Genomic DNA, 24864 nt, shown 5'->3' with positions numbered 1-24864 from the left:
AATGCATACGTATGCAAAGAGGGATGTGACGATGGCCACCGCGTTGAAGCCGACTGTTGACGACCGTTACGTGTATCGCTTCGGCGGCGGCGTGTCCGATGGCGGGTCGGGGGACAAGAACCTGCTGGGCGGCAAGGGCGCCAACCTGGCCGAGATGGCCTCGATCGGCCTGCCGGTGCCGCCGGGGTTCACCATCTCCACCGCCATGTGCACGCGCTATTATGACGAGGGGCAGAAATTCCCCCAGTCGTTGCGCGACGAGGTGGCCGAGGGACTCGCCCATATCGAGGCGATCACCGGCAAGGTGTTCGGCGACCATGACAATCCGCTGCTGGTCTCGGTCCGCTCGGGCGCGCGGGTGTCGATGCCCGGCATGATGGACACGGTGCTGAACCTCGGCCTCAACGACCAGACGGTCGAGGGGCTGGCCCGCGCCGCCGAGGACGAGCGCTTCGCCTGGGACAGCTATCGCCGCTTCATCCAGATGTATGCCGATGTGGTGTTGGAGCTGGATCACGGTGCGTTCGAGGAAGCGCTGGAGATCGCCAAGGAGGATCAGGGCTTCACGCTCGACACCGAGTTGACCGCCACCGATCTCAAGGCGCTGGTCGTCGAATATAAAAAGCTGGTTCGCGCGCAATGGGGCAAGGACTTCCCCCAGGATGTCCACGACCAGCTCTGGGGCGCGGTCGGCGCGGTGTTCGGCTCGTGGCAGTCGGAGCGCGCCAAGGTCTATCGCCGGCTGAACGACATCCCGGCGAGCTGGGGCACCGCCGTCAACGTGCAGGCGATGGTGTTCGGCAACATGGGCGAAACCTCGGCCACCGGCGTCGCCTTCACCCGCGATCCCTCCAAAGGCGACCGCGCCTATTATGGCGAGTTCCTGATCAACGCGCAGGGCGAGGATGTCGTCGCCGGCATCCGCACGCCGCAATATCTGACCCGGGCGGCGCGCGAGGAGGCGGGGGCCAAGCCGCTGTCGATGGAAGAGGCCATGCCGGACGTGTACGGCGAGCTGGCCAACGTCTTCGACACGCTGGAGACGCATTATCGCGACATGCAGGACATCGAGTTCACGGTCGAGAAGGCCAAGCTCTGGATGCTCCAGACCCGCTCGGGCAAGCGCACCGCCAAGGCGGCGCTGAAGATCGCGGTCGACATGGCCAATGAAGGCCTCATCACCGAGGAGGAGGCGGTGGCGCGGGTCGATCCGGCGGCGCTCGACCAGCTGCTCCATCCGACGCTCGATCCCCAGGCCAAGCGCGACGTGATCGCCAAGGGCCTGCCGGCCTCGCCCGGCGCGGCCTCGGGCCAGGCGGTGTTCGATGCCGACACCGCCGAGAAGCGCAACGCGGCGGGCGAGGCGGTGATCCTGATCCGCACCGAGACCAGCCCGGAGGACATCCACGGCATGCACGCGGCGCGCGGCATCCTGACCGCGCGCGGCGGCATGACCAGCCACGCCGCCGTGGTCGCGCGCGGCATGGGCCGCCCCTGCGTGTCCGGCGCGGGCAGCATCGCCATCTCCGCCAAGGACAAGGTGATGCGCGTCGGCGGCCGCGAAATCCGCGAGGGCGACGTGCTGACCATCGACGGCGCGACCGGCGAGGTGATGGCGGGCGAGGTCGCGACCGTGCAGCCCGAGCTGGCCGGCGACTTCGCGACGCTGATGGTCTGGGCGGACAAGGTGCGTCGCCTGAAGGTCCGCGCCAATGCGGAGACGCCGCTCGACTGCAAGACCGCGCGCGAGTTCGGCGCGGAGGGCGTCGGTCTGTGCCGCACCGAGCATATGTTCTTCGACGCCGGCCGGATCACCGCGGTGCGCCAGATGATCCTGGCCTCGGACGAGGCCGGCCGCCGCGCCGCGCTCGACCGGCTGCTGCCCGAGCAACGCAGCGACTTCGCCGAGATCTTCGCGGTGATGGCGGGGCTGCCGGTGACGATCCGGCTGCTCGACCCGCCGCTCCACGAGTTCCTGCCGCACGAGGAGGCGGAGTTCGCCGAGGTGGCGCAGGCGGCCGGGATCGATGTCGACACGCTGAAGCGCCGCGCCAACGAGCTGCACGAGTTCAATCCGATGCTGGGCCATCGCGGCTGCCGGCTGGGCGTGACCTATCCCGAGATCTACGAGATGCAGGCGCGCGCCATCTTCGAGGCGGCGCTGGACGTCGCCGCCGAGAGTGGGGCCGCACCGATTCCGGAGGTAATGATCCCGCTGGTCGCCACCAAGCGCGAGCTGGACCTGATGAAGGCGGTCGTCGACCGCGCCGCCCAGGCCGTGTTCGCCGAGCGGGGCACGGAGGTCGAGTATCTCGTCGGCACCATGATCGAGCTGCCGCGCGCCGCGCTGAAGGCGGGCGAAATCGCCGAGACGGGCGAGTTCTTCTCCTTTGGCACCAACGATCTGACCCAGACCACGCTGGGCGTCAGCCGCGACGATGCGGCCCGCTTCCTGGGCGCTTATGTCGAGCAGGGCATCTATCCCAAGGACCCGTTCGTCAGCCTGGACGTGGACGGGGTGGGCGAGCTCGTCCGCCTCGCCGCCGAGCGGGGTCGCGCGACCCGGCCCGACATCAAGCTGGGCATCTGCGGCGAGCATGGCGGCGACCCGGCTTCGATCGGCTTCTGCGAGCAGGTCGGGCTGGATTACGTCTCCGCCTCGCCGTACCGTGTGCCGATCGCGCGGCTGGCGGCGGCGCAGGCGGCACTGAAGGCGCGTTAAGGGAGCGTTCGCGCGAAGGGGCGGCGTCTCGGAGCGTGGCCCCGACACGCAAGCTGTTCCCCGGCAAGGCCGGGGCCCAGCTGGGGGACGCCGATGATGGAGCATAGCGCTCCGTTACACCGGCCTTCCCAACTGGGCCCCGACCTCCGCCGGGGAACAGGAAGAAGAATCATCCGGGTCCGCGCGCAAAGCCATGCTGCATTGCAGCGGAACCGCGCTCGCAAATGGTGGTTGGGCCGGGCATGACCCTGATCCATTCGCTCCGCTTGCCGCCCGACTGGGCCTGGCTGCAAAGCGTCATGGCCGTGTCGGTAGCGGTGCTGATCGCGCTGGTCGCGCATGCGCTGGTCGTGCGGCTGGTGGTGCGCGCCGGCACCCGGCTGCGGCGGGAAGCGCGGGCGCTGGTGGTCGCGCAGGTGCGCCGGCCGCTGCAATGGCTGTTCGTGGCCATCGCCGTCAGCTTCGTGGCGCGCGCCCTGCCGATGGACCGCGACCTGCGCGACCTGTGGGAGCGGCTGCTCGGCTTCGGCTTTCCGGCGCTGATGGGCTGGACCGCGGCGGGCCTGCTCGAAGCGGCGCAGCGGCTGGTCGAGCTGCGCGCCGATATCAGCGTCGAGGACAATCTCGCCGCGCGCCGCAAGCGCACCCGTGCGACCATCCTGGGGCGGATCGGCAGCTTCGCCATCGCCTTCGTCACCATCTGCCTGATGCTGCTGAGCGTGCCTGGCATCCGCTCGATCGGCGTGACGCTGATGGCCTCGGCGGGCATTGCCGGCCTGGTGGTCGGCGCCGCCGCGCAACCCGCGCTCAAGAACCTGATCGCCGGCGTGCAGATGGCCTTCACCGAGCCGATCCGGCTCGATGACGTGGTGATCGTCGGCGGTGAATGGGGCCGGATCGAGGAAATCCGGCTGACCTTCGTCGTCATCAAGCTGTGGGACGAGCGCCGGCTGGTGGTGCCGGTGTCGAAGTTCCTGGAGGAGAGTTTCCAGAACTGGACCCGCGAGACCAGCCAGTTGCTCGGCTCGGTCTTCTGGTATGTCGATCCGGGCGCGGACGTGGCGCGTATCCGCGCCGCGGTGGGCCGAGCGGTCGAGGCGAGCGACCTGTGGGACAAGAGATTCTGGAACTGTCAGGTGACCGACGTGAAGCCCGACGCGATCGAAATCCGCGGGCTGATGACGGCGCGCAACGCCTCGGTCGCCTTCGACTTGCGCTGCGAGGTGCGGGAGGCGGTGCTCGACCATATCCGCCGCGAGATGCCCGAGGCGATGCCGCGCACCCGCGTGGAATTGCCCGGACGCGCGGGCGGGTGATCCCGCTTCCCCCGCCACCTCCGGTGGGTGCCGGGCCGTGCCGCTGCTTTCGCAGGAGCACGGCCGACGCCGATCCTACTCGCTGGCGTCCTCCAGCGTGTCGAGGAACAGCCGGCACCACCAGAACACATCCTCCCGCCGGACGCCGTCGATCAGCGCCTGCCAGCGGCGGATCCGCTCCTCGCGTGGCATCGCGAGCGCGGTGACGATCGCGTCGGCCATCTCCTCGGCGCTGTAGGGATTGACCAGCACCGCCTCGCGCATCTGCGCCGCCGCGCCCGCGAACACCGACAGGACCAGCACGCCAGGATCGTTCGGGTCCTGCGCCGCGACATATTCCTTCGCGACCAGATTCATGCCGTCGCGCAAGGGCGTGACCAGCGCGATGTGCGCGGCGCGGTAGATGCCGGCCAGCTCCTCGCGCGGATAGCCGCGATTGACGTAGCGGATCGGCGTCCAGTCGATATCGGCATATTCGCCGTTGATCCGCCCCGACAGCGCGTCGAGATCGGCCCGGATCTCCTGATAGGTGTCGACCTTCTCGCGGCTGGGCGGGGCGATCTGGAGGAAGCTGGTCAGGCCCCGCCGGTCGGGATGGCTGGCGAGGAACCGGTCATAGCCCAGGAACCGTTCGCGCAGCCCCTTGGAATAGTCGAGCCGGTCGACGCCGACCATCAGGCTGCGGCCGGTCGCCGACATGTACATGCGGTCGCGCGCGAAATTGGCTTCGTCGGAGCGCGCCGCCGCCTCGAACTCGGCGGTGTCGATGCCGATCGGCGCGACGATCGCGCGGATCGTGCGCCCGCCCGCCGACACGATGTCGCCATCCACCGTGCCGCCCATCATACTGGTGACATAATGCTGGAAACTGTCCAGCCAGTCCTCGGTATGGAAGCCGACCACGTCATAGGCGAAGAGCGAGTCGACCAGCTTGCGATGGCTGGGCAGCGCGGTCAGCAGCCGGGTGGGCGGCCAGGGGGTGTGGAGGAAGAAGCCGATGCGGTTGCGCATCCCGCGCCGCCGCAACTTCTGACCGAGCGGGATCAGGTGATAGTCATGGACCCAGACCAGGTCCGGCTCCTCGACCAACGGCATGACCGTATCGGCGAAACGGTCGTTGACGCGTTGGTAGCCACCTTCGAAATCCCGTTCAAATTCGGTCAGGTCGATCCGGTAATGGAACAGCGGCCAGAGCGTGCGGTTGGCGAAGCCGTTGTAATATTCGTCGATATCCTGTTCTTCGAGATCGATCGTGGCGGTGTTGACGCCATCGCCCTCGGCCCGGTGGATAGTGCCGTCGAACGTCTCGCACGTCTCGCCCGACCAGCCGAACCACAGGCCGCCATGCTCGCGGAGCGCCGATTGCAGCGCCACCGCCAGACCGCCCTGGTTGGCGCTGGCCCCCTTTTTCGGCACGGCGACGCGGTTGGAGATGACGATCAGCCGGCTCATGCCCGGATCCTCCGCGACTGTCCCGCCTCGGCGCGGTCTGCGAGGGCGGCGAGCCAGTCGCGCAGCGCCGCCACCCCGTCCAGCCGGTAGCGGGCGGCCGTCTCGCGCGGGGCGTCGACCAGCACGCCTGCGCCGCCCAGACCTTGCGCGGCGGCGAAGCCGTCCTCGTCGGTCCGGTCGTCGCCGAAGAACCAGGGGATGGAGTCTTGCATCGCCGGGTCGGACAGCAGCGTCCGCACCGCTTTGCCCTTGTCGCCGGGCAGGCGGACCTCGACCATCATCTTGCCGCGATTGGCGTGGAGGCCGTATTGCTGCGCGACCCGCTCCGCCATCGCCACCGCGTCGCCCTCGCGCTCGGGATGCTGGCGGAAGTGGAGCGACGCGCCGAGCGACTTGGCCTCGAACAGCAGTCCCTCCAGATCGGCGAAGGCGCGCAGTTCGGCGCAGGCGGCCTCCAAGGCCTCCGAACGCGGCGGCGTGATATGGCCGGCGGCGGGGGTGCGCCGTTCCGCGCCGTGGCTGCCGGCCACCGCGACCTGGTCGAGATGCCGCGCGAGGAACCCATCGAGTTGCGCGATCGAACGGCCGCTGACGATCGCGATGCGGCCCGGCATGGCGGTCGCCAGCCGGCCGAGCAGCGTGCCGAGCGCCGCGTCGACCACCACCGCATCGGGGGTGGGGGCCAAGTCGACCAGCGTGCCGTCGAAATCGAGGAAGAGGCTGACGGCGGCGGGGTCCGGCAGCGGCGGTGGGGCAAGTTCATTGACCATGGGGCACGAACCCGCCGCGATGGGGGCGTGTTCCGGGCGGTGCCGGGTTCCTTGGTCCTGGGTTCATACGAACCCGGGAAGCCACGAAGAAGGAAGGATTTCGCTTCGAAGGTGCGGCGACGATAATCCGCCGCTTGCGTGGGACCGTTGCGACAGCCGGCCATCCTTCCTTCCACAGACCACCCGGCGGCGGCCGGGGTGGTGCGGTACGTCTTGCCACGATTGGCGTGCAGAGGAGGCGTTTCACTGCCTCGCGAACCGAGTTCCTACGCCTGGGCCGGCGGCATCGGCCCCCTGAAGGCATCCTTGCCCGGAACGGCCGCCAGCTTTACCGGCTTGCCGGTCCGCGCGCTCTCGTAGATCGCCTCCATGATGACATGGTCCTGCACGCCTTCCTCGCCCGGCGTGCGGGGCTTGCGATCGGCGAGGATGCAGTCGGCCATATGGTCGATCTCCGCGGCGAACTGGTTCTTCGGGGGGATGTTGACCTGCTGGCGCTCGTCCAATTCGCCCTGGTTCTGCGCGATATACATCTGTTGGCCGCGATACTGATACGCCTTGGGCATCTCCAGTGTCGCGCGGGCGAAGTTCAGCGTCTGCGCCTTGTTGTCGCGCGCGCCATAGCTGGTCAGGCATTGCACGAAGGTTTCCCCCGGGAAGCGTAAGGTGAACGCAACCGTTTCCTCCACCTCTGCGTAGCGCGGGTCGCCCGGTGGCGAATATTGATGCGCGACGACTTCGACCGGCTCCTGCGCGGTCAGGAAGCGGGCGGTGTTGATGCAGTAGAGGCCGATATCGGGCAGCGAGCCGCCGCCCGACTGCACGCGCTTGTGCCGCCACTGCTTCGCGCCGTCGGGGGCCACGGTCTGGGTATTGGTCATCGACGCGGCGACCAGCCGTCCGAAAGTCCCGTCCTGCACGAAGCGGCGGGCGCGCTGGTTGTACGGCTCATATTGGATGCGATAGGCGATCATCAACTTGACGCCGGCCGTGTCGCAGGCGGCAACCATCGCCCGCGCGTCCTTTGCGGAGGTCGCCATCGGCTTCTCGCACAGCACATGCTTGCCGGCACGGGCGGCGCGTTCGGTGTATTCGCGGTGCATGCCGTTGGGTAGGACGATATAGACGGCCTTCACCGACGGATCGTCGCGGATGCGGTCGAAATCGGCATAGTCATAGCAATGATCCGGCCCGATGCCATACTGCGCGGCGACGGTGCGCAGCTTCTCCGGGCTGCCGGAGACGAGCGCGGTGACCTTCGCCTTCTGGCACTCGGCGAAGGCGGGCAGGATCTCCTCCAGCGACAGCCGGCCGAGCGCGACGATCGCGAAGCCCACGCGCTGCTCGGGCGGCATCGGCGCGGGGGGCGGCGCCGATTTGGGATCGGCGTCGCCGCGCCATTCGGGGAAGACCACCTTGCCGTTCTCCACCCGCCCGCGATCGACGTCGGACGGCGGGGGAAGCTGTTGCGCGTCGGCGGCGCGCGCGCTCAGCACCAGCCCGGCGGCGGCGCCGCCCATCTTCAGCATCACGCGGCGGTCGATTGGATCGGGCATCGGTGAACTTCCCTGTTCAGACAATGCGATAGGGAACGACCCGGCGCGTATCCGGCTCCACCGAAATGCGCCGGTCCGCCGGCGGAAAGGCGCGCTGGTCGCAATCGGGGCGGGGGCAGAGCCGGCAGGAGATACCGATCGGGGTGGCGGCCCCCGTGCGATCCACCGCATCGGCATAGACGAAGTCGGCGGCGTGGCCCGCTTCGCACCCCAGCACCACCGCGTATCGGCGTGGCGCGCGGGCGAAGCGGCCAGACGGCTTGACCAGCCCCTTGGCCATGGAGACGTAGCGGACGCCGTCCGGCGTCTCGGCGAGTTGCACCAGGATGCGGTCGGGGATCGCGACCGCCTCGTGCACATGCCACAGGGGACAGGCGCCGCCGAAGCGGGCGAATTGCAGCCGGGTCGCCGAGTGCCGCTTGGTGATGTTGCCCGCCATGTCGACCCGGCAGAAGTAGAAGGGCACGCCCTCCGCCCCTGGCCGCTGCAAGGTGGAGAGGCGATGACAGGCCTGTTCGAAGCTGACCCCGAAGGCGCGCGACAATTGATCGATATCGTGGCGCAGCCGCCGCGCCTCGGCCCGGAACCGCTCATAGGGCATCAGGATCGCGCCGGCCGCGTAATTGGCGAGGCCGATGGCGAGCAGGCGTCGCGCCTCCGGGCTTTCCAGCCCCGAACCGCCGACGATCGCCGCGACCGGTTCGGCGAGCGCCACCGCCGCCAGCCGGTGCGCGACCTGGAAGCGGCGGCTTTCCGGCGGCAGCGCGGCGTTCAGCACCAGATCGCCGCCGGCCATGCGCGCGATCGGCGATTCCGGGTCGGGATCGGTGCGGACCGTCACGCCATAGGCGGCCAGCGCCGTCTCGACATCGCCGGCCTGTGCCTCTCCCGCGCGGTCGAGCAGGTCGATATAGTTGCCCGCCTCGTGGAACCAGTCGCGCACCGCCTCCCAAGGCAGGCGGGTCGAGCCGCCGGCGGTCAGCGTCTCCTCGGCGAGCGCCAGCCGTTCCTCGGCGGCGCGCTTGGCGGCGTGGAGCGCGATCAGCCGGTCGGCGATCTCCGGCCGCTCCGCCGCCAGCCGCGCCGTCGCCTCGGCCTCCAGGGGCGGCAGGGCGGGGTCGGCGAGCGCCGCGCCCAGCGCCGCCAGCCGCCGCGCCGGCTCGGCACCTTCGATCGCCGCCAACGCCTGCGGATAATGGCGGGCGAGCGCGGCGCTGACCGCGGCGGTCAGCGGTCGCTCGCCGTTTTCGAGCTGCGACAGATAGCTGACCGACAGGCCGAGCCGCGTCGCCATCGCCCGCTGGTTGAGCCCGGCGGCGCGGCGGACGCTGCGCAACTGGTCGCCGGCATAGAGTCTGGCCATGGCTTCGCCGTAGTTCGCAAGCCGATCCTTCGCAACTTCGCAACTTCACATTTGCGCGGGGGGACCTGGCGCGGCACAAGGTCGGTCGCCGCGTCCGCAACGAGAGGAACCGCCATGACGTCGACCATCGCAATGCTGGAGGCGAAGCGCGCGGCGGCGAAGCTGGGCGGCGGCGAGAAGCGCATCGCCGCCCAGCACGCCAAGGGCAAGCTGACCGCGCGCGAGCGGCTCGACGTGCTGCTGGACGAAGGCAGCTTCGAAGAGCTCGACATGTTCGTCGAGCACAATTGCACCGACTTCGGGATGCAGGACCAGCGGGTCCCCGGCGACGGCGTGGTCACCGGATCGGGCACGATCAACGGCCGGCTGGTCTTCGTGTTCAGCCAGGACTTCACCGTGTTCGGCGGTTCGCTGTCGGAACGGCACGCGCAGAAGATCTGCAAGATCATGGATATGGCGCTGAAGGTCGGCGCGCCGGTGGTCGGGCTGAACGATTCGGGCGGTGCGCGCATCCAGGAGGGCGTCGCCTCACTCGGGGGCTATGCCGAGGTGTTCCAGCGCAACGTGCTGGCGTCGGGCGTGGTGCCGCAGCTCTCGCTGATCATGGGTCCGTGCGCGGGCGGCGCGGTGTACAGCCCGGCGATGACCGACTTCATCTTCATGGTGAAGGATTCGAGCTATATGTTCGTCACCGGCCCCGACGTGGTGAAGACGGTGACCAACGAGGTGGTGACGCAGGAGGCGCTGGGCGGCGCGATTACCCATACCACCAAGACCAGCGTCGCCGATGTCGCATTCGAGAATGATATCGAGGCGTTGCTGGCGGCGCGCGACTTCATCGACTTCCTGCCGCTGTCGAACCGCGAGCCCGTGCCCGAGCGGCCGAGCGCCGATCCCTGGGACCGGATCGAGCCGAGCCTCGACACGCTGATCCCGGCGAGCGCCAACCAGCCGTACGACATGCACGAGTTGATCCGGAAGGTCGTCGACGAGGGCGACTTTTTCGAGGTGCAGCCGGCCCACGCCGCCAACATCCTGTGCGGCTTCGGCCGGATCGAGGGGCGCACGGTCGGCATCGTCGCCAACCAGCCGATGGTGCTGGCCGGCGTGCTCGACATCAACAGTTCCAAGAAGGCGGCGCGCTTCGTGCGCTTCTGCGACGCGTTCGAGATCCCGATCGTGACCTTCGTCGACGTGCCCGGTTTCCTGCCCGGCACCGCGCAGGAGCATAACGGCATCATCAAGCATGGCGCCAAGCTGCTCTTCGCCTATGCCGAGGCGACCGTGCCCAAGATCACCGTCATCACCCGCAAGGCCTATGGCGGCGCGTACGACGTGATGGCGTCGAAGCATCTGCGCGGCGACCTCAATTATGCCTGGCCGACCGCCGAGATCGCGGTGATGGGGGCCAAGGGCGCGGTGGAGATCATCTTCCGCGGGCGGACGCCGGACGAGATCGCCGAGCGCACGGCGGAATACGAGGCGCGCTTCGCCAATCCTTTCGTCGCGGCGGGCAAGGGCTTCATCGACGAGGTGATCCAGCCGCATTCTACTCGGCGGCGCATCGCGTTGGCGCTGCGCAAGCTGAAGAACAAGACGCTGGAGAATCCCTGGAAGAAGCATGACAACATCCCGTTGTGACCATTTCACATGATCATTATAAGGACATGTGAAGGAGGCGGTGGATGCAGACGGAACGCGTGACCTTTCTGACGACGCCGGGGCATAAGGCGGCCCTGGATGCCTTCGCGCGGGAGAGCGGCATGTCGGTCGGACATGTCGTGCGGGAGGCGACGAGCCGCTATGTGGCGGAGACGGCTTTCGAAGACGAAGAAGAGGCGCTCGCCGCGCTGGTCGCCGAAGTGAACCTCTCGTTGCCGAAGATCCACGAGGCGATCGACTCGATGATCGATACGCTCGATCGGACGCACGCAAAGGTGGACGCCGCCCTGCGCACCATGGGGGTGCGGCCGTGAGCGTTTTCGGGGACGCCATCGCAGCGCTGCGCCAGGTGGTGCTGATCCAGTCGCGGCTCGATCAGCTCGACCAGCGGATCAGCCGCATGGGTGACGATGTCGGCGGGCTCGCCGATGCGACCCTGGCCTTGCGGGACCGCATCTCCCGCCTGGAGGGCGTGATTGAAGGCGCGGCAATGGCCGCAGCGGGTGCGGCGGCGAATCGCCAACGGCGCATCGCGGAATGACCCTCGGTCGCCTCAACCATGTCGGCATCGCGACGCCGTCGATCGACGCGTCGATCGCGACCTATCGCACCCTGCTCGGCGCGAGCGCGATCGGGGTGCCGTTCGACCTGCCGGCGCAGGGCGTGCGGGTGTGCTTCATCGATGCGCCCAATACCCAGGTCGAGCTGATCCAGCCTTATGACGATGCGTCGCCCATCGCCGGTTTCTTGCGCAAGAACCCGGCCGGCGGGCAGCATCATCTCTGTTTCGAGGTGGCCGATATCCACGCAGCCGTCGCCGCGCTGACCGCGAAGGGCGCGACCGTGCTGGGCCAGCCGCGCATCGGCGCGCATGGCACGCCGATCGTCTTCGTCCATCCGCGCGACATGGGCGGGGTGCTGGTCGAACTGATGGAAACGCCGAAGGAGCATGGATGACCGACGCGATGATCCGCACCGACCGGCAGGGCGACGTGTTCTGCCTGACGCTTGACCGACCAGACCGACTGAACGCCGCGCCCCCGGCGATGTTCGAGGCGATCACCGCCGCGCTCGACGGGGTGGAGGATGCGCGGGCCGTGCTGATCCAGGGCGCGGGTCGCGCCTTTTGCGCCGGGGCGGATGTCGGCGGTGGCGCGCTGAACGCCGCGAACCCGGGCGAGGCGACCTTCGCGGCGCTGACCCGCAGCTACAACCCGGCGCTGGCGCGGATCGCGGCGCTCGACGTGCCGGTGGTCAGCGCAGTGCGGGGCGCGGCGGCCGGGATCGGGTGCAGCCTGGCGCTGGCCGCCGATTTCTGCCTGGCCAGCGACACCGCCTATTTCCTCCAGGCCTTCGTCAATATCGGGCTGGTCCCGGACGGCGGCGCGTCGTGGATGCTGCCGCGCCTGATCGGCAAGGCGCGCGCCACCGAGATGATGATGCTCGGCGAGCGGGTGTTGGCGGCGAAGGCCTTCGAATGGGGCATGATCCACCGCATCGTCGCCGACGACATGCTGGAGCGCGAGGCCCTGTCGCTGGCGCAGCGGCTCGCCGCCGGGCCGACACGCGCCTACGGCGCGATCCGTCGCCAGCTGCTCGCCGCCTATGAAAGCGACTATGCCGCCGCCATGGCGCTGGAGGCGGAGAACCAGCGCGCGATGCGGGGCACCGCCGACGCGACCGAGGGGGGGCGGGCGTTCCTTGAAAAGCGTGCGCCCGTGTTTCGCGGCGCCTGACCGTCATCTTCCCTTCTGATCCCGTCGACCGGAACCCCGCATGACCGACCCCACGCCCCCGATCGACACCAACACCGGTGAGGATGCCGGCGTCGCGCCGCCGAAGCGCGACCTGCCCGAGCCGACGCCTGCGCAGACGCTGGGCGCTTGGGCGGCGGCGGCGGCGCGCGAGGTGAAGGGGCGCGACCTCGACTGGACGACGCCCGAGGGGATCGTGGTCAAGCCGCTCTACACCGCCGAGGATGTCACCACCGACCCCGGCCTGCCGGGCTTCGCGCCGTTCACGCGCGGCGTGCGCGCCTCCATGTATGCCGGCCGGCCCTGGACGATCCGCCAATATGCCGGCTTCTCCACCGCCGAGGAGTCGAACGCCTTCTATCGCCGCAACCTGGCGGCGGGGCAGAAGGGGCTGTCGGTCGCCTTCGACCTCGCCACGCATCGCGGCTATGACAGCGACCATCCCCGCGTCGTGGGCGATGTCGGCAAGGCGGGGGTCGCGATCGATACGGTCGAGGATATGAAGATCCTGTTCGACGGCATTCCGCTCGACCAGATGTCGGTGTCGATGACGATGAACGGCGCGGTGATCCCGATCCTCGCCTTCTTCATCGTCGCGGGCGAGGAGCAGGGCGTTGATCGCAAGGCGCTCGACGGGACCATCCAGAACGACATCCTGAAGGAGTTCATGGTCCGCAACACCTATATCTACCCGCCCGAACCCTCGATGCGCATCATTTCCGACATCTTCGCCTATACCAGTGCCGAGATGCCGAAGTTCAACAGCATCTCGATCAGCGGCTATCACATGCAGGAGGCGGGGGCGACGCAGCTCCAGGAGCTGGCCTTCACCATCGCCGACGGCATGGAATATGTGAAATACGGCGTCGCCTCCGGTCTCGACATCGACAAATTCGCCGGCCGGTTGTCCTTCTTCTTCGCGATCGGCATGAACTTCTTCATGGAGGTGGCCAAGCTGCGCGCCGCGCGGGTGCTGTGGCATCGGGTGATGACGCAACTGGGCGCGAAGGACGAACGGTCCAAGATGCTGCGCACCCACTGCCAGACCTCGGGCGTGTCGCTGACCGAGCAGGACCCGTACAACAACGTCATGCGCACCACGATCGAGGCGATGGCGGCGATGCTGGGCGGCACCCAGTCGCTCCACACCAACGCGCTGGACGAGGCGATCGCGCTTCCCACCGATTTCTCCGCCCGGATCGCGCGCAACACCCAGATCGTGCTGCAGGAGGAGACGGGGATGACCAAGGTCGTCGATCCGCTCGGCGGCAGCTATTATGTCGAAAGCCTGACCCAGCAGCTGGTCGATGGCGCCTGGGACATCATCCAGCGGGTCGAGCGCGAGGGCGGCATGGCGCGCGCGGTCGCGGCCGGCTGGCCCAAGGCGATGATCGAGGAAGCGGCGGCGGCGCGCCAGGCGCGGGTCGACCGCGGCGAGGACGTGATCGTCGGCGTCAACAAATACCGGCTGAAGGACGAGGATGCGATCGACATCCTCGACGTCGACAATCATGCGGTGCGCGAGGCGCAGATCCGCCGCATCCGTCAGGTGAAGGCGGCGCGCGACGAGGCGGCGTGCCAGGCCGCGCTGGGCGCGCTGCGCGACGGGGCGATGGGCAGAGCCAACCTCCTGGCGCTGGCGGTAGAGGCGGCGCGGGCGCGCGCGACGCTGGGCGAGATCTCGGCGGCGATGGAGGTGGCGTTCGATCGCTACGGCACCCAGCCCTCGCCAGTGCGCGGCATCTATGGCGGCGCATACCGGGACGATGCGCGCTGGGCGCGGCTGGAGGCGGGGGTCGCCGCGACCGAACGACGGCTGGGTCGGCGACCCCGGATGCTGGTCGCCAAGATGGGGCAGGACGGGCATGACCGCGGCGCCAATCTGGTCAGCTCGATGTTCGGCGATCTGGGGTTCGAGGTGGTGCCCGGCCCCTTGTTCCAGACCCCGGCCGAGGCGGCGACGCTGGCGCTGGCGGAGGATGTCGACGTGGTCGGCGCATCCAGCCTGGCGGCCGGGCACAAGACGCTGATCCCCGAGCTGATCGGCCATCTGCGCGCGGCCGGCCGCGCCGATATCAAGGTCATCGCCGGCGGCGTTATCCCGGCTCAGGACTACCAGGCGCTGCGCGACGCGGGGGTGCAGGCGATCTTCGGCCCCGGTACCAACCTGGTCAAGGCGGCGGAGGAGGTGCTGCGGCTGCTCGGCCACAATATGCCGCCCGAGGATGCGGCGGCGTGACGGCGCTTGCAGGCGCGCCCGTGCGCGGACAAGGAGCGCAGCCGATGATGGAAAGGCTAGATGTGACGACGGTAACCGAAGCGACGACGCGCAACGACTGGACGCGGGGCGAGATCGCCGCGCTGTTCGAGCTGCCGTTCGACGAGCTCATGTTCCGGGCGCAGACGGTGCACCGGGCCCACCATGCGCCTTCGCAGGTGCAGATGTGCACGCTCCTGTCGATCAAGACCGGCGGTTGTCCGGAGGATTGCGGCTATTGCTCGCAGTCGGTGGCGGCGGACAGCGGGGTCAAGGCGACCAAGCTGATGGAGGTGCAGTCGGTGCTGCAACGCGCCGCTGAGGCGCGCGACGCCGGCTCGCAGCGCTTCTGCATGGGCGCGGCGTGGCGCAACCCCAAGGATCGCGACATGCCCGCGATCATCCAGATGATCCAGGGCGTGCGCGGCATGGGGATGGAGACGTGCATGACGCTGGGGATGCTGACCCCGGCCCAGGCCGCGCAGCTCGCCGAGGCGGGGCTGGATTACTACAACCACAATATCGACACCTCGCCCGAGCGTTACGGCGAGGTCATCACCACGCGCACCTTCGGCGAGCGGCTGGATACGCTGGAGAATGTACGACAGGCGGGGATCAACGTCTGTTGCGGCGGCATCGTCGGCATGGGCGAGACGCGGGAGGACCGGGTCGGCTTCGTCCATGCGCTCGCCACTTTGCAGCGCCATCCGGAAAGCGTGCCGGTCAACGCGCTGGTGCCGGTGAAGGGCACGGTGCTGGGCGACATGCTCGCCGACACGCCGCTCGCGAAGATCGACGAGATCGAGTTCGTCCGCACCGTGGCGGTCGCGCGCATCACCATGCCGATGAGCATGGTGCGGCTGTCGGCGGGGCGGGAGAGCATGTCGGAATCGACCCAGGCGCTGTGCTTCATGGCCGGGGCCAATTCGATCTTCACCGGCGACAAGCTGCTGACCGCCGGCAATCGCGGCGACAGCGCCGACGCCGCGTTGTTCGCCAAGCTGGGCGTCCGGCCGATGGTGGCGGAGGAGCCGATGCGCCAGCGGATGTGCGAGGCGGCGGAATGAGGATGCGGCGCATCGTCCTGATCGCGTTGCTCTCCAAAGCGCCCTGATAACAGCAACCACCCCGGCGACGGCCGGGATCCGGTTGGGGGACGTTTGTAACTTTTTCGAAGCGCTTCGTAACTGGACCCCCGCCTTCGCCGGGGTGGCGGTGAAGGATAATGAAGTGCCGATTTCGGCAAGGGCGTCGTCTCTGCCGCGATGACATGACAAGACATTGGGAGAGGGCCGTGTTCAAGAAGATCCTGGTCGCCAATCGCGGCGAGATCGCATGTCGGGTGATGCGGACGGCGAAGCGGATGGGGATCGCGACGGTCGCGGTCTATTCGGATGCCGACGCGCGCAGCCCGCACGTGCTGATGGCCGACGAAGCGGTGCGGCTGGGGCCGGCGCCGGCGGCGGAGAGCTATCTGAAGGCGGAACTGATCCTGCTCGCCGCCAAGGAGACGGGCGCGGATTGCATCCATCCCGGCTATGGCTTCCTGTCCGAGCGCGAGAGCTTCGCGCGCGCCTGCGCCGAGGCGGGGATCGCCTTTGTCGGGCCGCCGCCGAACGCGATCGCGGCGATGGGCGACAAGATCGAATCGAAGAAGCTGGCCAAGGCGGCCGGCGTCAACGTCGTGCCCGGCTATCTCGGTGAGATCGCCGACACCGACGAGGCGGTGCGGATCGCCTCCGAGATCGGCTATCCCGTGATGATGAAGGCCTCGGCCGGCGGCGGCGGCAAGGGGATGCGGCTGGCGTGGAGCGAGGCGGATGTCCGCGAGGGCTTCGAGGCGACCAAGCGCGAGGGGTTGGCGAGCTTCGGCGACGACCGCGTCTTCATCGAGAAGTTCATCGAAAGCCCGCGCCACATCGAGATCCAGGTGCTGGGCGATCAGCATGGCACGATCGTCTATCTGGGCGAGCGCGAATGTTCGGTGCAGCGTCGCCACCAGAAGGTCGTCGAGGAAGCGCCGTCCCCCTTCGTCAGCCCGGAGATGCGCCGCAAGATGGGCGAGCAGGCGGTCGCGCTGGCGCGCGCGGTCGGCTATTTCTCGGCGGGCACGGTCGAGCTGATCGTGTCGGGCGCGGATCGGAGCGGCGACGGCTTCTACTTCCTGGAAATGAATACGCGGCTCCAGGTCGAGCATCCCGTGACCGAGGCGATCACCGGGCTGGACCTGGTCGAGCAGATGATCCGCGTCGCCGCGGGCGAGCCGCTCGGCTTCGCGCAATCCGATGTGCGCCTCACCGGCTGGGCGATCGAGAATCGCGTCTATGCCGAGGACCCGTATCGCGGCTTCCTGCCGAGCATCGGCCGGCTCGTCCGCTATGCGCCGCCCGCCGACGCGCCCACGCCCTACACCGCCACGCCCTTCGCCGACATGGACGAGGAGGGCGAGACCTATGTCCGCGTCGATGACGGCGTCGTCGAGGGCGGCGAGGTCAGCATGTTCTACGACCCGATGATCGCCAAGCTGGTCACCTGGGCGCCGACGCGCGCGGCGGCGATCGACGCGCAGGTCGCGGCGCTGGATGCGTTCGTGATCGAGGGGCCGGGCACCAATCTCGATTTCCTGTCGGCGCTGATGCAGCATCCGCGCTTCCGCTCGGGCGCCTTGACCACCGGCTTCATCGCCGAGGAATATCCGGAGGGCTTCACCGGCGCGCCCGCCACGCCCGAGCTGCTCGGCATCCTTGCCGCCACCGCCGCCTTCGCCGCCACCGCGCAGGCCGACCGGGCGCGACGGATCGACGGCCAGCTGGGCAGCCGCCTGCGCCCGCCGGCGGACTGGGTGGTGCGGATCGGCGGTGCCGACCATGCGGTGTCGGTGTCGACCGACGGCATCCTGGTCGACGGCGCGGATATCGACTTCGCGATGGAATATACGCCCGGCGACCGGCTGGTGCAGGTGGAGGCGGGCGACACCGCGCTTGCGGTGCGCATCGAGCCGGTGCGCAGCGGCTTCCGGCTGGGCGCCCGCGGCGCATCGCATGTCGCGCGCGTGCTGCCGGCGCGGATCGCGCCCTATGCCGCGCACCTGATCGAGAAGGTGCCGCCCGACCTGTCGCGTTTCCTGATCGCGCCCATGCCGGGGTTGCTGGTGCGGCTGGACGTCGCGGCGGGCGACCGGGTCGAGATGGGCCAGCCGCTGGCGGTGGTCGAGGCGATGAAGATGGAGAATATCCTGCGCGCGGGCAAGGCGGGCACGGTCAAGGCGATCGCGGCCGTGGCGGGCGACAGCCTGGCGGTGGATCAGGTGATCCTGGAGCTGGAGTGACACCCCCACATCCTGCCCCGTCAGGAATTCATTGCCATGTCCATCGTACCACTCCGGCGCGGGCCGGGGTGGTGGGCGAGGGAAGGACCTGCCCGCACCCGCCAATGTCGCGGCGGGCCGGGGATATGACCGTCGCGACAATCTGCGACACAAAGGCGCTGGACAGGGCCGGGGGTGTTGGCCATCCCCTATGAATATGCCGCGTTTCCGCGACCTTGCTCCGATCGTCCTGCTCGCCGCCACGGCGCTTTCCGGCTGTTCGGTCGGGCCCGACTACACGCCGCGCACCGCCGCCGATCTCGGCGTGCCGGACGCTTATTCGGTCACCGCCCCGCCGACGCGTGAGGACCTGACGCGGTGGTGGACGCGCTTCAACGACCCGCTGCTCGGGGCGCTGGTGGAGCGGGGCGCGGCGGCGAACACCGACGTCGCCCAGGCGATCGGCCGGCTGCGCCAGGCGCGCGAGGCGCTGGTGCAGAGCCGCGCGACGCTCCTGCCCACCGTCTCGGGTTCGACCGGGTACCAGCGCAACGAGAATCTGCGCGGCGGCGGTCGCTCGTTCACGCTGCCCGACGGCACGGTGGTCGATACCGGCGGCGGGGGCACCAACAATTTCTCGGTCGGCCTGTCCGCCAGCTATCAGGTCGGGCTGTTCGGCGAGATCCGCCGCACCGTCGAGGCGAGCCGCGCGCAGTATGAGGCCTCGGGCTTCGACTATGCGACGGTGCTGCTGTCGGTCGAAAGCGAGATCGCGCGCAACTATGTGCTGGCCCGCGCCTATCAGGCGCAGCTTGCCAATGCGCGGGCCTCGCTGGCGATCCAGGACGACAATCTGGAGATCGCGGGCTTCCGGGTGCAGGCGGGGCTGGTGTCGAGCCTGGACCAGGAACAGGCGCGCAGTCAGCGGGCGCAGACGGCCGCGACCATTCCCCAGCTCGAACAGCAATATAACGCCGCCGTGTCGCGGGTCGGCGTGCTGACCGGGCAGGCGCCCGGCGCGCTCAAGGCGCAACTGGCGGCGGTGCGGCCGATCCCGGTCGCGGCGGCCGCCACCGGCGTCGGCATCCCCGCTGACGCGCTGCGCCAGCGGCCCGACATCCGTTCGGCCGAACGCGCGCTGGCGGCGGCGACCGCGCGGATCGGGGTGGCCAAGGCGGCGCTCTATCCGGCGCTGGCGATCACCGGCAACATCAACACCAATTCCACCTCGATCAGCGGGATCGGCGATGCGATCACTGGTGGGCTGTTCGCCGGCCTGACCCAGGCAATCTTCAACGGCGGCCGGCTGCGCAGCCAGGTGCGCGCGCAGGAGGCGGCGACCGATGTCGCGCTGGCCAATTACCGGGGCACGGTGCTGCTGGCGCTGGAGGATATCGAGAACGCCATCGCGGCGCTGCAATCGGCGGAGGCGCGGACGCGCGAGTTCACCATCGCGCTGGACGCCGCCAACACGTCCGCGATCCTCAGCCGCAGCCAGTATCGCTCGGGCCTGACCGATTTCACCACGCTCAACCAGCAGGAGGCGGCGTTGCTGTCGGCGCGCAACGGCCTGACCCAGGCCCGCGCCGACGCCGCCGCCGCGCAGATCGCGCTGTACGTCGCGCTCGGCGGCGGCTGGGACGCGACCACCATTCCAGAGGCGCCGCCGCGCGCCGGTAGCGAGGCGCGCTGATGGCCGACCAGACGACCGACGAATTCCTGGGCGTGAAGCCGGTCGCGCCGTGGCGGCGCTTCGTGAAGTGGATCGCGGTGGCGATCGGCGTGGTGCTGCTCGCCTTGCTGCTGAAAAGCTGTTTCGGCGCAAAGGACGCACCGACCTATTCGACGCAGGCCGCGAAGCGCGGTAACCTGACCGTCAGCGTGTCGGCGACGGGCAAGCTGGCGCCGACCAACCAGGTGACGGTCGGCTCGCAGCTGTCGGGCCTGGTGACCAAGGTGGTGGTCGACGTCAACGACCGCGTGCGCGCGGGCGAGGCGCTGGCGCTGATCGACCCTGAGCAGATCGACGACCAGATCCGCGCCGGCCAGGCGCAGCTCGCCGCCAACCAGGCGCAGGTCGCCCAGGCGCGCGCCACCGTGTCGGAGGCGAACGCCCAGCTCGCCCGGCTGGAGGACGTGTACAAGCTGTCCAACGGCCGCGTGCCCTCGGCCACCGAGCTCCAGACCGGCCGCGCCAATGCGCAGCGCGCGGTCGCGGCGCTGCGCACCGCACAGGCCAATGTGCAGGCGGCGCAGGCGCAGCTCGCCCAATCGCAGACGCAGCGCAGTCGCGCGATCATCCGCAGCCCGGTGTCGGGCGTGGTGCTGGCGCGGCAGGTCGATCCGGGCCAGACCGTCGCCGCCTCGTTCAACACGCCGACCCTGTTCGTGATCGCCGAGGACCTGACCCGCATGAAGCTGGAAGTCGCGATCGACGAGGCGGATGTCGGCGCGGTCAAGCTGGGCCAGAAGGCGAGCTTCACGGTCGACGCCTATCCGGGCCAGACCTTTCCGGCGCAGATCACCCGCGTCGACCTGGGATCGAACCTTACGGTCAGCAATGCCACCTCGTCGAGCACGACCGCCAGCACCACCGCGACGACGGGGCAGGTGGTCAGCTATGCCGCCGACCTGACCGTGGCCAATCCGCAGCTCATCCTTCGCCCAGGCATGACCGCGACCGCCGATATCGTCACGTCGGACAAGCGGAACGTGCTGCTGGTGCCGAACGCGGCGCTGCGCTTCAAGCCGCAGGCGGCGGGCAGCGGCGGCGGCGGTGGCGGCATCGCCGGCTCGCTCACCTTCCGCCCGCGCCGTGACCGGCCGGAACGAACCGCGCGGGTCAGCCGGGGCGCGACGCAGACCGTCTATGTGAAGGGCGCGGACGGCCAGCCGCAGCCGGTGCCAATCACCACCGGCGATACCGATGGCACGATGACCGAGGTGCTGGGCGGCGACCTGAAGCCGGGCGCGCAAGTGATCACCGGGCAGCTGGCGGCGGGCGACGATGCGAAGGGTGGCGGGCGCAGCGGCGGCAGCGGCAGCGGCGGTCGCCGGCGCGGAGGGGGCGGGGGTGGCCAGTAATCCCCCGCTCATCCAGTTGCGCGGCGTCCGCAAGGTCTATGGCGCCGGCGCGACCCAGTTCCAGGCGCTGAAGGGCGTCGACCTGGATATCGCCCAGGGCGATTTCGTCGCGGTGATGGGCCCGTCGGGCTCGGGCAAGTCGACGACGATGAACATCCTGGGCTGTCTCGACGTGCCCTCGGCCGGCGAGTTCCTGTTCCGGGGCCATCATATCGAGACGTTGGACCGCGACCAGCGCGCGCTGCTGCGGCGCAAATATCTCGGCTTCGTCTTCCAGGGGTTTAACCTCCTGTCGCGCACCACCGCGCTGGAGAATGTCGAGCTGCCGCTCCTCTATCGCGGCGAAAGCAAGGCGCGACGGCGCGAGCTGGGCATGGCGGCGCTGGCCAAGGTCGGGCTGGACCGCTGGTGGGACCATACGCCGGCGGAACTGTCGGGCGGGCAGCAGCAGCGCGTCGCCATCGCCCGCGCGATCGTCACCGAGCCCGACGTGTTGCTGGCCGACGAGCCGACCGGCAACCTCGATTCCGAACGCTCGGTGGAGATCATGGAGCTGCTCACCAGCCTCAACCGCGAGGCGGGGATCACCGTGCTGATGGTCACCCACGAACCCGACATGGCGGCCTTCGCGCGCACCGTGGTGCACTTCAAGGACGGACTGGTCGAGCGGATCGAGACGCAGCACCGGCAGGGCGCGGCGGTGGAGGCATGAGCTTGGCCACTTCCGCTTCCTCCTTTCTTGGTTCCCCGGCGAAGGCCGGGGCCCAGTTGGGGGACATGCGTGATGGTGGGCAGCGCTCCGTTGCCACGACCTTCCCAACTGGGCCCCGGCCTTCGCCGGGGAACAGTAGCGTAGGGGAGGCCCGCGCCTGATGTTCGGCACGACCCTCGTCCTCGCGCTGCGCTCGATCCGCCGGCACCTGTTGCGATCGTTCCTGACCATATTGGGCATCGTCATCGGCGTTGGCGCGGTGGTGACGATGGTGACATTGGGCAAGGCGACCACCGCCGCGGTGCAGGCGTCGATCTCCGCGCTCGGCACCAACGTGCTCCAGATCCGGCCCGGCCAAGGGTTCGGGCGCGGCGGCGGTGGCCCGCGTCCGCCCGACTTCAAGCCCGAGGACGTGACCGCGATCGCCAACCAGATCGCCGGCGTCACCGCCGTCGCTCCCCAGGCGAGCGCCAGCGCCACCGCCATCTATGAGGGGGCGAACTGGTCGACCACGATCAACGGCACGACCAGCGCCTTCCTGACCGTGCAGCCCTGGCCGCTGGCGGCGGGACGCTACTGGACCCCGGCGGAGGAGGAGGCGGGCAAGGCGGTGTGCCTGATCGGCAATACCGTGCGCCAGAACCTGTTCCGCACCGACGATCCGGTCGGCAAGCGGATGCGGCTGGGCGCCATCACCTGCGACGTGGTCGGCGTGCTGACCACGCGCGGACAGGGCGGGTTCGGCGATCAGGACGATGTGGTGGTGATGCCGATCAAGGCGGTGCAGCGCCGCTTCACCGGCACGCGCGACATCCGGCTGATGCTGGTCGGGGTCGACCAGGCCTATTCGACCGCGACCGTGCAGGCGGCGATCACCGACCTGCTGCGCGAACGGCGGCACATCACCGGCGGCAAGGACGACGATTTCAACATCTTCGACACCAAGCAGATCAGCGATACGCTGACCAGCACCACGACGATGCTGACCCGGATCGTGGCCGCCGTGGCCGCCATCTCGCTGGTGGTGGGCGGCATCGGCATCATGAACATCATGCTGGTGTCGGTGACCGAGCGGACGCGCGAGATCGGCATCCGCCTGGCGATCGGCGCGGTGGCGAACGAGGTGCTGATGCAGTTCCTGGTCGAGGCGGTGGCGCTGTCGTGCCTGGGCGGGCTGATCGGGCTGGCGCTGGCGCAGCTCGTCATCCTGGCGCTGGTGCCGCTGATGCAGGTGCCGTGGACGTTCGATCCGCAGATCAACCTGATCGCCTTCGCCATCTCGGCGGTGATCGGCGTGGTGTTCGGCTATTTCCCGGCGCGGCGCGCGGCGGCGCTCAACCCGATCGATGCGCTCCGGCATGAATGATGGTGTGTGCAGCGGGGTCATGGACCAGCGCGCGTAGCTGTTCCAGCTCCTCCGCCGTGTCGACGTCGATCAGTTCGGCCGGGGTGGTGACAACGTGGCGCCCGCGCCGCACCATCTCGGCGGCGCCCCGCTCGCCGGTCAGCGTCATCAGGTAATCGAAACAGTCGCGGCCGAACAGGGCCGGGGGCTTGGGCTCGACCCCGTCGCTCGACGCCACCACCGCGCCCGGTCCGTCGACCGCCTCGAACATGCGATGGATATGCGCGGCGGTGACGCGCGGCATGTCGGCCAGCGCGATCAGCACGGCCTGCGCCCCCTGTTCGCGGGCGCGGGCGACGCCCAGGCGGACCGAGCGCGACATGCCGTCGCCCGGATCGTCGTTATGGATGACGGTGAAACCGTGCGGGCGATAGTCCAGCGCGCTGCCGTTGACGATCGCCAACCGCTCCTGGAACGGCATCGATTCCAACGCGACCGCGACGTGCAGGCCGAGCGGTCGGCCCAGGAACTCCTGGTCCAGCTTCGAGCCGATATCGCCGAAGCGGCGCGACCGGCCGGCGGCGAGCAGGATCAGGACGGTGTTCTCGACGCGGATCATGGCTTGGGCGTGTCGTGAAAGGCGCCGACCATCGCCGCGGCGATCGACAGCGCGATCTCCGACGGTCCGATCGCGCCGATGTCGATGCCGACCGGGCCATCGACCCGGTCGATCGCCTCTGCCGAAAGCCCCGCTGCCGCCAGCCGCTCGCGCCGCGCCGCATGGCTGCGCCGGCTGCCGAGCGCGCCGACATAGCCGGCCTCGCTGCCCAAGGCCGCGATCAGCGCCGGATCGTCGATCTTGATATCGTGGCTGAGCGTCACGACGGCGGTGGCCGGGCCGGGGCGATAGGCGGCGACCGCCTCGTCCGGCCAGCGATCGTCGAGCGTGACGCCGGGAAAGCGTTCCTCGGTCAGGAAGCGCGCGCGCGGGTCGATCACCACCACCTCGATGCCGAGCGTACGGGCGAGCGCGGCGAGGCTCTGCGCGATCTGCACCGCGCCGACGATCAGCAATCGGCGCGGCGGGTCGTAGCGGTTGATGAAGACCTCGCCCGTCTCCAGCGGCCGCTCGCTCGAATGGCCCGTGTCCAGATCGGTATGGACGGTAAGCGAGTCGCCTTGTTCGCGCGCACCGGCGATGCGATCGAACAATTCGGGGTCGAACCCCTCGGCCGACACCGGCTGCACCATCACCGCGATCTCGCCACCGCAGGGGAGGCCGACTTCCCAAGCGGCGGCGTCCGCGACGCCGTAGCGGCGAAGCTGGAACGGCGCGCCCGCGATCACCTCCGCGGCGGTCTGGAGGATGTCGCTCTCGACGCAGCCGCCCGACACCGATCCCTCGAACCGGCCATCCCGATGCACCAGCATATGGCTGCCGCGCGGCCGGGGGGCCGAGCCCCAGGTCGACACCACGGTAGCAAGGGCGAGCGGTTCGCCCGCCCAGGTCCGCGCCGCCGCCAGGACGCTGTCATTCTCCGCCATGTCGGCCCTTTCCCGGAAC

The 24864-nt window shown here is 69.3% G+C and carries 20 protein-coding genes; 14 read left to right on the top strand and 6 right to left on the bottom strand.

Going from position 1 to position 24864, the window contains the following annotated elements:
- Nucleotides 1-31 precede the first annotated feature (31 nt).
- Entirely contained in the window at nucleotides 32-2722 is a 2691-nt protein-coding gene (gene ppdK / locus GGQ96_RS02640; protein ID WP_184111248.1) for a pyruvate, phosphate dikinase, read from the top strand.
- 242 nt (nucleotides 2723-2964) lie between these two features.
- Nucleotides 2965-4038 (top strand): mechanosensitive ion channel family protein, encoded by a 1074-nt coding sequence (locus GGQ96_RS02635; RefSeq protein WP_184111246.1) that lies wholly within the window; start codon nucleotides 2965-2967, stop codon nucleotides 4036-4038.
- Between the two features lie 75 nt (nucleotides 4039-4113).
- On the opposite strand, the gene GGQ96_RS02630 is transcribed toward GGQ96_RS02635, so the two are convergent.
- The 4 genes from GGQ96_RS02630 to GGQ96_RS02615 form a co-directional block, all read right to left on the bottom strand.
- The gene (locus tag GGQ96_RS02630; RefSeq protein ID WP_184111244.1) at nucleotides 4114-5490 is read right to left on the bottom strand and encodes an alpha,alpha-trehalose-phosphate synthase (UDP-forming); all 1377 of its coding nucleotides are present in this window, start codon (nucleotides 5488-5490) and stop codon (nucleotides 4114-4116) included.
- On the bottom strand, nucleotides 5487-6260 hold the full coding sequence (gene otsB / locus GGQ96_RS02625; RefSeq protein ID WP_184111242.1) for a trehalose-phosphatase: 774 nt from the start codon (nucleotides 6258-6260) through the stop codon (nucleotides 5487-5489). Before otsB ends, GGQ96_RS02630 begins: the two co-directional genes overlap by 4 nt.
- Nucleotides 6261-6526: 266 nt before the next feature.
- Nucleotides 6527-7816 carry a Gfo/Idh/MocA family protein gene (locus GGQ96_RS02620; RefSeq protein WP_184111234.1) on the bottom strand — a complete coding sequence of 430 codons (1290 nt, stop codon included), beginning with the start codon at nucleotides 7814-7816 and terminating at the stop codon, nucleotides 6527-6529.
- Between the two features lie 16 nt (nucleotides 7817-7832).
- Nucleotides 7833-9179, bottom strand: coding sequence for a helix-turn-helix domain-containing protein (locus GGQ96_RS02615; protein WP_184111232.1), 1347 nt, complete (start codon nucleotides 9177-9179; stop codon nucleotides 7833-7835).
- Nucleotides 9180-9293: 114 nt separating this feature from the next.
- Between GGQ96_RS02615 and GGQ96_RS02610 the strand changes: the two genes are divergently transcribed.
- From GGQ96_RS02610 to GGQ96_RS02555, 12 genes are all read left to right on the top strand, one after another.
- Nucleotides 9294-10820 carry an acyl-CoA carboxylase subunit beta gene (locus GGQ96_RS02610; protein WP_184111230.1) on the top strand — a complete coding sequence of 509 codons (1527 nt, stop codon included), beginning with the start codon at nucleotides 9294-9296 and terminating at the stop codon, nucleotides 10818-10820.
- A 44-nt stretch (nucleotides 10821-10864) separates the two neighbouring features.
- Nucleotides 10865-11155 carry a hypothetical protein gene (locus GGQ96_RS02605; RefSeq protein WP_184111228.1) on the top strand — a complete coding sequence of 97 codons (291 nt, stop codon included), beginning with the start codon at nucleotides 10865-10867 and terminating at the stop codon, nucleotides 11153-11155.
- Nucleotides 11152-11382 (top strand): hypothetical protein, encoded by a 231-nt coding sequence (locus tag GGQ96_RS02600; RefSeq protein WP_184111226.1) that lies wholly within the window; start codon nucleotides 11152-11154, stop codon nucleotides 11380-11382. The genes GGQ96_RS02605 and GGQ96_RS02600 overlap by 4 nt, the downstream gene beginning before the upstream one ends.
- A complete protein-coding gene (gene mce, locus GGQ96_RS02595) occupies nucleotides 11379-11798 on the top strand; it encodes a methylmalonyl-CoA epimerase (RefSeq protein WP_184111224.1) in 420 nt (139 codons plus the stop codon). Before GGQ96_RS02600 ends, mce begins: the two co-directional genes overlap by 4 nt.
- Complete coding sequence (locus tag GGQ96_RS02590; RefSeq protein ID WP_184111222.1) at nucleotides 11795-12577, top strand: enoyl-CoA hydratase-related protein; 783 nt, start codon at nucleotides 11795-11797, stop codon at nucleotides 12575-12577. The genes mce and GGQ96_RS02590 overlap by 4 nt, the downstream gene beginning before the upstream one ends.
- A 40-nt stretch (nucleotides 12578-12617) precedes the next feature.
- Nucleotides 12618-14834 (top strand): methylmalonyl-CoA mutase, encoded by a 2217-nt coding sequence (gene scpA / locus GGQ96_RS02585; protein ID WP_246360015.1) that lies wholly within the window; start codon nucleotides 12618-12620, stop codon nucleotides 14832-14834.
- Between the two features lie 47 nt (nucleotides 14835-14881).
- Entirely contained in the window at nucleotides 14882-15919 is a 1038-nt protein-coding gene (bioB, locus tag GGQ96_RS02580) for a biotin synthase BioB (RefSeq protein ID WP_184111220.1), read from the top strand.
- A 203-nt stretch (nucleotides 15920-16122) separates the two neighbouring features.
- The gene (locus GGQ96_RS02575; RefSeq protein WP_184111218.1) at nucleotides 16123-18180 is read left to right on the top strand and encodes an ATP-binding protein; all 2058 of its coding nucleotides are present in this window, start codon (nucleotides 16123-16125) and stop codon (nucleotides 18178-18180) included.
- Between the two features lie 190 nt (nucleotides 18181-18370).
- Nucleotides 18371-19852: an efflux transporter outer membrane subunit gene (locus GGQ96_RS02570; protein WP_343058899.1), complete on the top strand. Its 1482-nt coding sequence runs from the start codon at nucleotides 18371-18373 to the stop codon at nucleotides 19850-19852.
- Nucleotides 19852-21243, top strand: a complete 1392-nt coding sequence (locus tag GGQ96_RS02565; protein ID WP_184111216.1) for an efflux RND transporter periplasmic adaptor subunit — start codon at nucleotides 19852-19854, stop codon at nucleotides 21241-21243. Before GGQ96_RS02570 ends, GGQ96_RS02565 begins: the two co-directional genes overlap by 1 nt.
- On the top strand, nucleotides 21167-21955 hold the full coding sequence (locus tag GGQ96_RS02560; protein ID WP_246360014.1) for an ABC transporter ATP-binding protein: 789 nt from the start codon (nucleotides 21167-21169) through the stop codon (nucleotides 21953-21955). Before GGQ96_RS02565 ends, GGQ96_RS02560 begins: the two co-directional genes overlap by 77 nt.
- 160 nt (nucleotides 21956-22115) lie before the next feature.
- Nucleotides 22116-23321 (top strand): ABC transporter permease, encoded by a 1206-nt coding sequence (locus GGQ96_RS02555; protein WP_184111212.1) that lies wholly within the window; start codon nucleotides 22116-22118, stop codon nucleotides 23319-23321.
- On the opposite strand, the gene GGQ96_RS02550 is transcribed toward GGQ96_RS02555, so the two are convergent.
- Together GGQ96_RS02550 and GGQ96_RS02545 are read right to left on the bottom strand one after the other, a co-directional pair.
- Nucleotides 23290-23919, bottom strand: a complete 630-nt coding sequence (locus GGQ96_RS02550) for a nucleotidyltransferase family protein (RefSeq protein WP_184111210.1) — start codon at nucleotides 23917-23919, stop codon at nucleotides 23290-23292. The genes GGQ96_RS02555 and GGQ96_RS02550 overlap by 32 nt on opposite strands.
- On the bottom strand, nucleotides 23916-24845 hold the full coding sequence (locus tag GGQ96_RS02545; RefSeq protein WP_184111201.1) for an XdhC family protein: 930 nt from the start codon (nucleotides 24843-24845) through the stop codon (nucleotides 23916-23918). The genes GGQ96_RS02550 and GGQ96_RS02545 overlap by 4 nt, the downstream gene beginning before the upstream one ends.
- Between the last annotated feature and the right edge of the window lie 19 nt (nucleotides 24846-24864).

Source organism: Sphingomonas abaci (assembly GCF_014199625.1).
Lineage (GTDB): Bacteria > Pseudomonadota > Alphaproteobacteria > Sphingomonadales > Sphingomonadaceae > Sphingomonas > Sphingomonas abaci.
Note: the sequence above shows the minus strand (reverse complement) of the source record. Positions and strands in the feature narration are given on the sequence as shown.